The 13,478-nt window shown below is 42.8% G+C and carries 9 protein-coding genes; 4 read left to right on the top strand and 5 right to left on the bottom strand.

Annotated features, from left to right (window positions below; all coding sequences use genetic code 11):
* Window positions 1-441: 441 nt before the first annotated feature.
* Window positions 442-1,404 carry an SGNH/GDSL hydrolase family protein gene (locus tag CAL7507_RS16725; protein ID WP_015129667.1) on the bottom strand — a complete coding sequence of 321 codons (963 nt, stop codon included), beginning with the start codon at window positions 1,402-1,404 and terminating at the stop codon, window positions 442-444.
* Window positions 1,405-1,711: 307 nt separating this feature from the next.
* Between CAL7507_RS16725 and CAL7507_RS32760 the strand changes: the two genes are divergently transcribed.
* The 3 genes from CAL7507_RS32760 (at window position 1,712) to CAL7507_RS16710 (ending at window position 6,441) form a co-directional block, all read left to right on the top strand.
* Window positions 1,712-1,852: a hypothetical protein gene (locus CAL7507_RS32760; protein WP_015129666.1), complete on the top strand. Its 141-nt coding sequence runs from the start codon at window positions 1,712-1,714 to the stop codon at window positions 1,850-1,852.
* 184 nt (window positions 1,853-2,036) lie between these two features.
* Complete coding sequence (locus tag CAL7507_RS16715; protein ID WP_015129665.1) at window positions 2,037-4,928, top strand: glycerol-3-phosphate acyltransferase; 2,892 nt, start codon at window positions 2,037-2,039, stop codon at window positions 4,926-4,928.
* A gap of 541 nt (window positions 4,929-5,469) precedes the next feature.
* Window positions 5,470-6,441: an IS110 family transposase gene (locus tag CAL7507_RS16710; RefSeq protein ID WP_015129664.1), complete on the top strand. Its 972-nt coding sequence runs from the start codon at window positions 5,470-5,472 to the stop codon at window positions 6,439-6,441.
* Between the two features lie 927 nt (window positions 6,442-7,368).
* Here CAL7507_RS16710 and cobJ read toward each other — a convergent pair.
* The gene (gene cobJ, locus CAL7507_RS16705; RefSeq protein WP_015129663.1) at window positions 7,369-9,075 is read right to left on the bottom strand and encodes a precorrin-3B C(17)-methyltransferase; all 1,707 of its coding nucleotides are present in this window, start codon (window positions 9,073-9,075) and stop codon (window positions 7,369-7,371) included.
* A 304-nt stretch (window positions 9,076-9,379) separates the two neighbouring features.
* Between cobJ and CAL7507_RS16700 the strand changes: the two genes are divergently transcribed.
* Complete coding sequence (locus CAL7507_RS16700; protein ID WP_015129662.1) at window positions 9,380-10,933, top strand: sodium:proton antiporter; 1,554 nt, start codon at window positions 9,380-9,382, stop codon at window positions 10,931-10,933.
* A gap of 6 nt (window positions 10,934-10,939) precedes the next feature.
* On the opposite strand, the gene CAL7507_RS16695 is transcribed toward CAL7507_RS16700, so the two are convergent.
* From CAL7507_RS16695 to CAL7507_RS16685, 3 genes are all read right to left on the bottom strand, one after another.
* On the bottom strand, window positions 10,940-11,503 hold the full coding sequence (locus CAL7507_RS16695; protein WP_015129661.1) for a DUF3124 domain-containing protein: 564 nt from the start codon (window positions 11,501-11,503) through the stop codon (window positions 10,940-10,942).
* A 5-nt stretch (window positions 11,504-11,508) separates the two neighbouring features.
* On the bottom strand, window positions 11,509-12,186 hold the full coding sequence (locus tag CAL7507_RS16690) for a TrkA family potassium uptake protein (RefSeq protein ID WP_015129660.1): 678 nt from the start codon (window positions 12,184-12,186) through the stop codon (window positions 11,509-11,511).
* A gap of 227 nt (window positions 12,187-12,413) precedes the next feature.
* Window positions 12,414-13,376: a putative 2-dehydropantoate 2-reductase gene (locus CAL7507_RS16685; protein WP_015129659.1), complete on the bottom strand. Its 963-nt coding sequence runs from the start codon at window positions 13,374-13,376 to the stop codon at window positions 12,414-12,416.
* Window positions 13,377-13,478: the final 102 nt, after the last annotated feature.

Below are 13,478 nucleotides of genomic sequence, written 5' to 3'. Positions count from 1 at the left end.
AGTCCCTCATTTCAACCCTGACAGACTACTAGTTATGAGTTCCACACTACCTAAACGACACCACACTCAAGACACTTAGTTAAGTTGCCAGCAACTGGAATTCTTAGAGAAACTTTTGATTTTATTTTGCTATATTTTTTAGTGTTTTTAACGGTTACTTAATCTAAATATATGTGGATTGTTGATTGTTAATTGTTAACTGATTCAATCTGTTACTATAGATCTCCGACTTCTTCTAGACACCCGAAGGGTGGCTTCCCGTTCGCGCAGCGTCTCCCAGGAGAAGGGTAGAAGTCGGGGATCTTGTTAGCTATGAAACTTATAGCGCTTCCCATTCAAATGAAGTACAAAAATATATCACGCTGTGTAGGGGCATGGCACTGCCATGCCCTTACCGATGTATCTCACGCTTGTTGAGAAATGCTATAAGAATGATCCAACTTAAGATTTGATATCATGACTTAACATTTCATTTAGCGATCGCTCTACCAATTTACTGACTAATTGATTACCTGATAAATTCATGTGAATGTGGTCTTGGTATAAAGCTTGCGGGTTTTTGGTAGAGTTAAATATCGGCAGGATGTCTATATAAGTAATTTGTTGTGTTTTCGTAAAATCTAGCAAGCGTTGGCGGGCTGTAATTTCGTAATCACGGGGGCCTGGTTTACCAATTTCTCGGAGTAAGGGAGTCATCACTAACAGGAATTGGCTGTTGGTTTGATGAGTTAGGGCTTGGATTTTGCTGATTGCTGCTAGATTAATGCCGACGCGATCGCCTGGTTCATTTTGCACTGCTGTCAGTTCGGGAATCGGCTTTTGCTTGAGGAGATAGCGTTGCACAACTTCCACCAATGCTAGGGGAGGTTTACTATCTGGATAGTTGCGATCGCGTCCTACAGGTAAAGATGTGGGTGGAGTAGCAAACAAGTCATCTGTATTAATTAATAGCACTACTACCTGAGCATTAAAATTGCCAAACCGTTCTAGGTAAGCTAATTCATTTCTGGGTCCCCAAGAATTAGCCGATGCATTTAATACTTCTACTTCAGAGTAATTACTAGTATTAGCTGCAGTTAAAGACTGTGCCATTAAATTAGAAATCGTATTAGCCTGATCCGTCCACCAGCCACCATTAGCGATCGAATCGCCTAAAATTAGCACTCGCAGGGTAGAGGGTGCGGGGGTTTTTTGGATTGGGCCACTCCGCATAGAATATTCATTAATCTCAATGCGATTCCCAAACCGCCGAGTCCGCTGGTTAGGAGCTAACAAATAACCAATTTGCTCATCGCTGATGTAGATTAGGGGATTCCCGAAGCCAAAGAGCGATCGCAATCCCACCTCAACCGCCACCAACAATCCCACAACCACCGCCAAAATGATGATCAGCACTATTTTCACCTGCAAACACGCTCCCAGATAACTGGCGAAAATTAATTCGTCAGGAAATAAAGTATTAAATTATACTATATTCTCTGAAGTAGGAAATGGGGTATTAGGCACTGAGTAAGGTAAGATTTTCTACCTAAAGTAGTATTTATAACAACTTATAAAAAAGGCAATAGGCAATATTCCCAATTCCCCCTGCTTCACACATAGTTGCCAAGCTTAAACAAAATAATAATGGTAATTTAACTTTATTTTTGAACAGAAAGACTACAATCGAGACGGACAAATTAACTCCGTAAAAAAGGAAGATTACAAAATTATGTCCGATTTAAATCGCGGAATTATGAAATTTAAGGGTGCTGATTCCCCTAAAGTAGTTACTATCTCTACCGTATTGCTATTGGGGTCGATCGCTGGTTTAATCATTTGGGCGCTACAGGCTGCCTATGCGCTAAACTAAGAATTATTAGCTTAGTAATTGGCTGCTTAGAAGGACACTGGCAAAAACGGCTCCCGTTGCAGCCAAGTGTCCATCGCTTAACTAGTAAAAGCGCCCTTAAAACCATCAATAAAACTTCCAAAAGATTTTAGATTTGCGATTTGAGATGCAACATGCAAAATAAATCTAAAATCCAAAATCCACAATGATTGAACTTTGGGGTGCTTTAGTTATTTTGATTGGTTGCCCCCTTTTGGGCACGCTACCGCTAATTGCCTGGATTACTTACGCCCTGAAGGGAAAGCAATTAGCACGACTGGGAACGGGAAACATCAGTGTATCAGCCGCTTTTTATCACGGCGGCAAACTCGTAGGCATTCTGGCAGTTTTGTCAGAAGCTTTTAAGGGAATCGCGGCCGTGCTGATTGCCCGCGCTTTCTTTAAGGAAGGATCAACATGGGAATTAGTGGCTCTGATTGCCTTAGTCATTGGTAGATACTGGATAGGCAGAGGGGCCGGGACAACAAACGCCGTTTGGGGATTGTTAGTACACGATCCACTGGTGGCAGGGTTTGTATTGTTTTTGACATCTATCAGCTTTACAGTTCTGCGCTCCAGAAAATTAATCAAATACGGCGTGTTGATTATATTTCCGTTATTTGTGGCACTTTTACACGCCGACGATTTCCCCAGAATCGTCGCCGCTGTTGCCCTGGCTGGCTTATTGGGCTGGATTTATACCAAAATCCCCGATGATCTGAGCCTGCCTACTCAAGAGGCAGAAGCAGGATCGCAGGGGATGTTAGAGTTTTTGCGGGGCGATCAAGCAATTTTCTCGCTAGATGATGAATTAGATGCGGCGATCGTCGGACAAAAGGCAGCGACATTATCTGAAGTTAAGCGATGGGGTTATTCAGTGCCGAAGGGATGGATACTTGCGCCTGTTAATAATCCAGAAGCAGTACTGAAATTTTTTCAGCCATCGGAATTATCGCCGCTTGTGGTGCGTTCTTCGGCGATTGGGGAAGACTCAGAACAAGCTTCTGCGGCGGGACAGTATGAGACGGTGTTGGATGTGACTAGCCATGAGAGGTTACAAGCAGCGATCGCTCAAGTTTATAATTCCTATAATCAGCCCTCGGCTGTGCAATATCGCCGCGATCGCAGTTCTCCAGAAGCAAATATGGCAGTGCTGATTCAGCAGCAAGTCCAGAGTGTGTATTCTGGTGTAGCTTTTAGTCGCGATCCGATTACTCAACAAGGTGAGGCGATCGTGATTGAAGCTTTACCGGGTAGCGCTACTCAAGTTGTTTCCGGGAGAGTCACACCAGAACAATATCGGGCATTTGTCATCGAAACTGAAAATTTTTCCTCTATTCAATTAGAGGGTGCAGGACAAGTACCACCAGCATTAATTAAACAAGTTGCATACTTAGCCCGCAGCCTAGAAAAACGTTATCACGGCATTCCTCAAGATATAGAGTGGAGTTACGACGGACAAAATCTCTGGGTATTGCAAGCTAGACCGATCACTACCCTATTGCCTATCTGGACACGCAAAATAGCCGCCGAAGTCATCCCTGGCGTGATTCACCCCTTAACTTGGTCAATTAATCGCCCCTTAACTTGTGGCGTGTGGGGAGATATTTTTACTATAGTATTGGGCGATCGCTCTCTTGGCTTAGATTTTACAGCAACCGCCACACTTCACTATTCCAGGGCATACTTCAATGCATCTCTCCTAGGTGAGATATTCCTCCGCATGGGTTTACCGCCGGAAAGTCTAGAGTTTTTGACTAGAGGCGCAAAATTAAGTAAGCCACCTTTGAATTCCACCTTAGAGAATCTACCCGGATTAATGCGGTTGCTGAAGCGAGAACTACGCCTGGAAGAAGAATTTAAGCGGGATTATCACAGATGGTTTGTGCCTGGGTTGTCGCAGTTGACTATAGAATCAGTCGATCAACTAGAACCAGTCCAACTATTGGCAAGAGTTGACTCGATCCTCGATTTACTGCATCGTGGGACTTATTACAGCATTTTTGCACCCCTAAGTGTTGCCCTGCGACAAGCAATTTTTCGGGTGAAAGATGGGAAATTAGATAATAGTGTGACACCAGAGGTGGCAGTATTGCGATCGCTGAGTGATTTAGCCGCAGATGCCAAGGACATATTACCTGATTTCGAGCCAGAGAATGTGTTTGAGCAGTTGGCGCAAACTCCAGAAGGACAGAAAATTATCTCCGACTTTGACGAATTGCTGGAAGATTACGGCTATCTAAGTGAAGTCGGAACTGATATTGCCGTTCCTACTTGGAAGGAAGACCCCCAGTATATCAAACGGTTGTTTGTGCAGTTAATGCAAGGAAACGATCGCCCAAGAGGAGGTATAGATCCCATAAATCAGGTATTTTCAGCTCAACGAAAACGGGGATTTGTGCAAAGACGCATAGATATTAAAGGTCGAGTCACTGAAGTTTATTCGCGACTCCTAGCTGAATTGCGTTGGAGTTTTGTCGCCCTAGAGAAAATCTGGTTAAACTCCGGTTTACTGCAGGAACCTGGGGATATCTTTTTTCTGGAGTTGGAGGAAGTGGGTAGTCTAGTTGCGGGTAATCCTGAGTTAAGCAATCAGTTGCAGGAATTAGTGCAATTTAGGCGATCGCAATTCGTCCAAGATGGTGAAATCAACCAAATTCCCCTATTAGTTTACGGCAATACACCCCCTCACCCCCTAGCACCCTCTGCCCTCTACTCTGACCAAATTTTGCAAGGCATACCAGCCAGCCACGGTCAAGCTGAGGGAAGGATCAAGGTGTTGCGAAATTTACAAAACATCCCTGACATTGACCGGAACACAATTCTCGTAGTACCTTACACAGATTCCGGCTGGGCACCGCTTTTAGTCAGGGCGGGAGGATTGATTGCTGAAGCCGGAGGACGACTTTCTCATGGGGCGATCGTGGCTCGTGAGTATGGAATTCCTGCAGTGATGGATGTGCGTGGTGCTACATGGCTGCTGCAAGATGGTCAACGAGTCAGAATTGATGGTTCTAGGGGGATTGTGGAACTATCTAATGATTTAAGACCCGAATAATCATGACTGCAAATTTAGGGAATATTTTTATTATTTGTGCTAGTGTTGCTCAAGTCAAATTTGAAATATAGGTTTTTTAGACATAATTCAAGTAATTGTGTCTTTTTATTTGTTGATTAAAATTGCTGAATTAAAAGGGGAAACAGAATTTATTCCTAATCTCCCGTAGGGGCGGGGTTTCCCCGCCCCTTGTATCTTAAATAGAAGATCCCAAGGAACCGAGTAAATAGCTTTCACTGTGATGTAGAGCAAAGACTTGACTTGAGAATGCAGTTCAAAAAACTTAAATGTTGTCTGTACTAGTTTAACGACACAATTCTTTTTGGAGGACTGGTAATACCAGGTCAAGCTGCCCCGCCCCTGAGACCATACAAAAGTCTGTAACGTAGATTGGCAACCTGTATCGGTGAAATCGAATTGAATTGTAGAGACTGGACAGTATCTTAGACCCCAAATATTGGGAAAGTCTGCATTCACAAGGATAGTAGATGCAATTCATCAGTTCTTCTATTGTAGAAATTAACTGTGGAGGAAATGTCTCATGTCAAAAATAGTTCTCGGTATCGATATCAGTAAAAAAGATTTTCATGTGACTTTGATACTGGAGAACCAAACCACAAAATCCAAAGTCTTTAAAAACAATCCAGAAGGTTTTCTTGTCCTGAAAAATTGGCTCTCCAAACAAGGAGCGACTCAAGTTCATGGCTGCATGGAAGCGACAAGCACCTATGGCGAAGCATTGGCAGAGTTTTTAGTGGAGAATGGTCACAAAGTCAGTGTGGTCAATCCATCCCGCATTAAAGGATTTGCCAAGAGCGAACTACTTCGTACTAAGACGGACAAAGTAGATGCCGCAGTGATTGCGCGTTTTTGTCTGGCGATTGCCCCGGAAATTTGGACTCCTTTACCAGTTGAGGTGAAAGAGCTTCAAGCGCTCCTTCGTCGTTTAGAATCGCTTACGGACATGTACCAACAGGAACATAATCGGTTAGAAACTGCTACACCAACTGTTGCGGCTTTGATTGAGTCTCATTTAGAGCAGTTAAAACAGCTGATTGTGGAGGTGAAACAACTGATTCACGACCACTTTGAGTGCCATCCTGATTTGAAGGCCAAGCGCGACCTTTTAACCTCAATCCCTGGTATTGGCGAGCAGACTGCGGCTGTGCTGTTAACCGAAATGGGTTGTATTGAACAATACCGTAATGCTCGCCAGTTAGCTGCTCATGCTGGCTTAACTCCCCAAGAACGTTCTAGTGGTTCTTCGGTACAAGCTAAGTCTCACTTATCGCGAATTGGCAATGCCCGACTCCGAAAGGCACTTTATATGCCTGCTGTCGCTGCTATGCGCCATAATCCTTTGCTGAAATTATTTGCACAGCGATTACTTGACCGTGGCAAGGTCAAAATGCAAGTCCTTGGTGCTGTTATGCGTAAGCTCTTGCATTTTGCTTTTGCGATTTTAAAATCCCAAAAGCCTTTTGACCCTGATTATCTCGCTCATGCCTCTTGACGAATCAAGACAGTATCTACAGAGTTTACCCGTCCTCTCGATTGTATTGCTCATCAATATTTTTATTAATTGGTATTAATAGTTTCTAAATTAATCCCAATTAAAATATTGTTTGCGACACATGGATTATCTCGAAGAATAAGGGCAGGGAAACCCCACCCCTACGATTTATCTGTCGCATTATTTTGGCAAATTGGTATAACCTAATTTAATCTAATACCAATTCTGTATGAAGATGCACATAATAATACCCCCCTGTAGTCCCCCCTTGGCAAGGGGGGACGGCGATAGCCGGGGGGTGAATTATATGCAGCTTCACAAAAAAACGGTATAAAAATCATTGTCGATATTGTTAACGAGAAATATAGATGATATAAATAAAGTCCGCTTGCGCGGACATAGGTTAGGCTTTCTGTCACTTTTATTGGCTACAATCATGTATGTATCATGATGCTTTTATTGTTGACTTAAAAACTAAATAAATCAAGCCCATTAAAGTAATTATCTGGACATAATTACTTTAATTATATCTGTTTGTTTAGACACATAAATCTTTAAAAGATAGCACGGAAAACCGGTTTAATTTAAAAAATTAAGTATCCATAGGGTGAATAATACAGGCAGAATGCGGGTTTTAGATTGAGAAATCTATATATTAAACAACTAGAAACTGCTATGGTTATGACAATTATTTTTGGACAAAACTAAGATATTTTTGTCTTGTGGATTTGAGATGTTCATACACTTTTAAATTAAAAATATAAAGGTGGTCAGGTATTACAACCCCAGGAATTTTCAAGCCTGGGGTTTTATTTTGTGTCCAAGCCCTACGGGCACTCTTTGAAACAAAAGAACCTGTCGCAGTAATTGGATTTCTTGCCCCTAATTTTAATTACAGTTATTTTCCTATTGCCTATTGCCTGTTAATTAAGTGTATTGGCGTGGTGTGTAAACAGCGGTGCTACCATCACTACGCTTGATAGCCCTAGTTTTGCTTGAACCAACAAGAATTACTGTCCGCATATCGGCGACATCTGGTGCTAGCTGGTGAAGGGCGATCGCTTTCACATTCTGTCCAGGTCTACCGAGATTTCGTGCTAGCACCACTGGAGTATCAGGGGTTCTGTAATGTAACAAAATATCTCTAGCTGCCGTGAGTTGCCAAGTACGTTCTTTAGATACAGGATTGTAGAAAGCGATCGCAAAATCAGCTTCAGCCGCCGCCGCAATTCGTTTTTCAATAATTGACCAAGGTTTCAAAATATCCGAGAGGGAAATGGCGCAAAAATCATGCCCCAGAGGTGCCCCAACTGCCGCAGCAGCTGCTTGCATAGCAGAAATACCCGGTGCAACCTGAATTTCGACACTATCCCATTCTGGTTGATTGTGGCGATCGAGTACCTCGAAAACAGCCGCCGCCATTGCATAGATACCAGGATCACCAGAAGACACGACTGCTACATATCGTCCTGTTGCAGCTAAATCCAGCGCCATCTTTGCCCGTGCTAATTCTTCTCGGTTGTCTGACTCATGTCGTTGCTTACCATCACCAAGGGAACCCACCAAATCTAAGTAAGTTTTGTAACCTACTAAATCAGTTACCGACTTGAGAATAGCTTGCACCTCTGGTGACATCCACTGCAAACCACCAGGGCCTGTGCCGATAATTGCTAATCGCCCGCGTGGTTGACCTGTGGTGTTAGTGTCAATTGGTTGGGAGGCGATCGCTATTTGGGAAGACAAAGAAGAGACACCTGTGGCAGCGATCGCCGCAGCTTGAGCGGGGCTATAGCCTTGTGATAGATAAGTTTCTAGTTGATTTGAGGTGAAAAACCGTGCAGGCACTTCCAAAGCGCTAGCAACAGCGTGTATGGCTGGATTGCTAGCAGCGGTGATTGGGGCAAATATCCCGGCTACAGATGCGGGTGCTAGTTCAGCATCTACCAATAGCTGTTGTATTAACGCTACAGTTTCATTGCCACTCATACCAATTGCCACAGTTGCTGGATGGTAAACAAGGCAATTGGCTGCAGGAGTCACCAATCGTTCAGTAATGCGGATGGTTAAATCTCCATTCGGGTCAATCGGTAGTTGACTATTACTCAACCAAGATGCTGTCCCTTCTAGTTTCACTTTTGCCCCAGCTAGCAAATCGGAGATAAATTTCTTGGCATCTTCTGGGTTGGCTAAATGGTAGCCAGGGGGAGGAGACAACAGCGCTGTGCGAAAACGAATATCGCCTGTGGTTGTAATCGCTGCTGGTACATCCAATACCTCGGCAATGCGGCGTGCTAAATCGTTCACCCCCATAAGTCCACCTAAAAGGGGAACAACAGCGCTACCATCTTCAGCTATAGCTAGCACTGGCGGTTCCTGGCGTTTATCTGAGATTAAGGGGGCTAGGGTTCTGATCAAAATACCTGCGGCACAAATACCAATCAGCGGTTTGCCCTCAGCAAATAACTCCCGTAACGTTTCACCAAAATCTGTGAAGCTGACATCAATCCCAGATGTGCGTCCTGCCAAACCGTAGATAGCCCCCCCTGGAAAGATGGTGATGATTTGGCGGGCAACTGCTACACTATTTTGACTTAGCACCACAATGACGGGTGAGACTGCTGGGGCATTAGGCATAGAGATTTGGTTAATTTTGGCGTTGGTGATTGCGGTATGAATTAACTAAATATAAGGGATAGAACGGTACTTCAAGTAATGAAGCAATAATCTTCCTCGCGCTGTCGCAGCTTATTATTACTATTGTTAATGTTGTTTAATATTTTCAGTATTTAAGTGACTTCCGGAAAATAACTTATCCAAATTTACTCAGATAATATTTTTCTTTCTCCCCCTACTCCCTGCTCCTATTCGGCTACGCTCACGGCAAGCCTGCCCCCTGCCTACAAAGCGATAGGATATTTTTTTAGTTGGAAGTCCCTAAGTGAATGTTACCGAATTAGTCAATATTTCAATTATTCTCCTGCTCGTTGCCACTGGTGTAGCCCTACTATCTCGTCGGTTACGAGTTCCTTATGTCACGGGTTTAGTTTTGGCTGGTCTGCCAATTACTGAGTTATTGTCTCGTCGCATTGGTTTAGATCCATCCCTAGTTTTGAATCTTTTCCTGCCAATTCTGATCTTTGAAGCTGGCATCAATACAGATGTCAGCCGCTTACGCAGCACTTTTAAACCAATTGCCCTCTTGGCTGGGCCAGGAGCTGTGCTTTCCAGTGCTATTATTGCCGTTCTGTTGAAATTTGGGCTAGGACTAACTTGGATACCTGCTCTATTTGTAGCAGTAATTCTGGCCAACACTGATACAGTCTCAATGATTGCTGTCTTTAAAGAGATATCCGTACCCTCTCGGCTTTCCACCATAGTTGAAGGCGAAACCCTATTCAACGATGCCGCTGCCCTAGTTTCGTTCAACTTAATTTTGCAGGTATATTCGACAGGTTCAATCACATTATTAGAGGGAATCCAACAACTGTTATTTATTGCTCTAGGCGGCGGCATCGTAGGGTTAGTCTTAGGTTATTTGAGCATACCTATATTTTCCCGTTTAGATGATCCTCTTAGCAGTCTCTTACTGACTGTGGCAGTTGCACTAGGAACTTTTCAAGTTGGACAATTTATAGGTGTCTCTGGTGCTGTGGCTGTGGTTGTTGCCGGGTTAATTTTTGGAAATTTAGGGCTTTCTAGTAATACTTCCGCTTCTAATCGCATCACCTTATTGAGTTTCTGGGAATATGCCAGTTTTAGTGTTAACACGTTTATTTTTTTGCTAATCGGTGTACAAATAAACCCAGTCATGCTGTGGAAGACTTTGCCTGCAATTCTACTAACAGTTTTCGCTTATCAAGTAGGGCGCATTCTTTCAATCTATCCACTTATGGCAGTGGTTCGCTGGATTGATCGCCCAATTCCACTATCTTGGCAACATCTACTTTTTTTAGGCAATATCAAAGGTTCGCTCTCGATGGCTCTGGCGTTAAGCTTACCAAACACACTGCCAGGGCGAGAATATCTCATTACTTTAGTCTTCGGTAGTGTGCTGGTATCATTAGTGGGTCAGGGTTTAAGCTTACCTTGGCTGGTAAAACGCTTAAAATTATCTAAATTTTCAGAGGTTCAGCAGCAGGTTGAAAAACTGCAAGCCCAGTTAATGACAGGTAAAGCAGCCCAAGATGAATTAGACGCTCTCTTAAAAAGCGGGGTTTTGCCAAAAGCTGTGTATGAAGAAATGCGTTCAACTTACCAAGTGCAAATAGCTGCTGCTGAAAAAACATTACGTGAATTTTATAATCGCCGTACAGGTGAGTTTGATGGTAAAAGTGGAGCGCTGAGTAAACTCGATACCATCCGCCGCCGTTTACTACTGGCAGAAAAAGGGGCGCTCAATGAGGCAATGCGTAAACGAATTCTTTCAGAAGAAATTGTGCGAGAGCGGATACAATCTATTGATGAAAAGTTGCTGCAACTAGACGATGATTAATCTTGTTCAAGAACTTGATTTTAAATTAGAGTTATTTTGATTTTTGATAACTCTACCTGGACTGATAAAAGAAATTCCTTGCTGAAAATCGGTCCCAATCATCACTGCTTCAACTATTGGTTCCGAGATTTCTGTTGCAGCTACCCACTCGACAATAAAGTTTGCACCTAAACCTCCACTAGTGTCATCTCTAGTGATAAAAAAATCAGTAGAAGCTAAAGCATCAAGTTGAATAGGATTATTCAAATAATGTTTAATTAATTTGCCATTTGAGTCATAGTAGCGCACAGAAGTAATAATGATTGAATTGTTTAAATCTGTATTGCGAATACTCAGTGTAGCCGCTAAATAAAAAACTTCTTGTCGATTGTGATGATTGATTTCGGAATAAACAGGAACATAAATAGTTTGTCCCCTGACTATCTTGAAATTTTTATCGAGAGTTACCGTCTTTGGGGATAAGATTTCTTGTTTATTATTGTTCTGGGACTGTGGTGAACTCTTTAATGATTGGCAAGATGTCAACAAAATCAAAGCAACTACTAAATAAAAACGTGAGTACAACTTCATCAAAACTAGTTACAGCCTTCGATAAAATCAATAATTTGATGTAAAGACCCTGGCTTTGTCGCGATTAATACAGTTGAGCCTGATTCTAACACTGTACTACCATTAGGAATTGTTAAATCTTCGTGGGGATGGGCTTGATAACCAATAATGAGAGAGCCAGTTGGAAAGCGAGAATCCTGGGCAATTTCCGCCAGGCTACGACCAACTACAGAACAATTTTTGGCTATGGAAAGTTTCAACACCTCAATCTGTCCTTGCTCGAAGTGCATCATTGATTCTACTTGTGGATACTCAATGGCATTTACCATTGTTGAAACTGCTAAATCTACAGTGCTAATTACATGGTTGGCTCCAGCTAAGTTGAGGGGTTCAGCAAAATCAGAATGGCTCATTCGAGCCAGAATATGCGGTACACCATAGTGTTTGGCAAGAGTTACCATTGCTAAGTTCAAAGCGTCACTTCTGAGAACGGCTGCTAGGGCATCAGCTTTCCGAATCCCAGCTTCTAACAATACTTCTGTACTAACTGCGCTACCTTCAAAAGCCATCGCTCCCACTTGTTCACGAGCATAGCGGCAAGCCGTAGGGTCAACATCAATGACGGCTACAGTATGCCCTAGTTCTACCAATTTTTGAGCCAATGACAGCCCCACTAAGCCTGCTCCACCAATTAGCACGTACATGGCTGCTCCTGATACTCAAAGACTTCCTGTTTCACTTTAATTAACATTAGCAAGGTGGTGAGCCAAATCCCTGAAATATTTCTTATGGGTACTTTTTGGTTTTGCGATCGCTTATGCCCTATCAAGTGGTTTGGGAATTTTACAGATTATCCCCATGCTGATGTATTGACTGCAAAATTTGTTTGTTCCTTGAGGAATTATTCTGCTGTGTCTAATGACAACAGCCATCATTGTTGAGTCTTGTCGCTAAGAAGCTTGGGAGTCCTAGTATCCAAAAACTTTAGCTGCTGGTACAAACAGCTAATTCGCGGTAAATTCACACCTAACGCTTGGGCTTTCCGTAATGGGTTGCCAAAAATGGCTTCTACCTCTAAAGGACGGTGTTCGTCATAATCAATTTTCATGCTGGTGCGGTAAGGCTTCATCTTGTCGGTGTAATCGAGCATTTTTTGGATGAAGCTATCTGGAATAATGCGATCGCAACTTTTAGCCCCCGCCGCCACTTCAGACATCAACTGCTCAACTAACTGGCGAGTATGAAAATTCGCCATTAATTCATCTGTCTGAGCGTTGAGAATCACAGACAACCCATTGTAAGGGATATTCCATACCAGTTTTTTCCATCGCGCTAACAGTAAATCTTCTGCTGATTCCATTGAAATACCAGCACTTTCAAAATCATGGGCAATTTGCTGCATTCTGTCTGTAATGCCAGCAAGAGCATAGTCAGGAATATATTCACCTAAGATAATTCGTCCATAGTCGAGATGGCGGATATGTCCTGGCCCTACTTTATTGGCACACAAAAAGCACAACCCACCAATCACACTAACGTTGTTGACAATTTGAGCGACTTCCGCTTCTACACTCAGTCCATTTTGCAATACCAACACCGCCCCATGATCCTTCACAACAGGCGGTAACATCTGCGGTAGTAAATGATTTTGTGTTGTTTTCAGTGCAACTACTACCACATCACATTGTGGCATCTGGGCGACATCACGGTAAGCATTCACTTGGGGAAGGCTGAAATCACCGTCTTTTGACTCGACGATTAAACCAGACTTTTTGACATGTTCGTAATCACTGTTGAGCAAAAAGTGGACATCTAAACCAGCTTTTTGCAGTCTGGCACCATAAAATCCGCCTAATGCACCAGTTCCGATAATGGCGTATCTACGCTCGGACATTTGCTCTACAAAGGAATTTTTCTATGATTATCATAAGGCTATCCAATTTGATTTTGTTTAATAAAAATTAAAACTGCTTTACTATACTTTAAAATTTTAGAC

The sequence above is a fragment of the Calothrix sp. PCC 7507 genome (assembly GCF_000316575.1).
Lineage (GTDB): Bacteria > Cyanobacteriota > Cyanobacteriia > Cyanobacteriales > Nostocaceae > Fortiea.
Note: the sequence above shows the minus strand (reverse complement) of the source record. Positions and strands in the feature narration are given on the sequence as shown.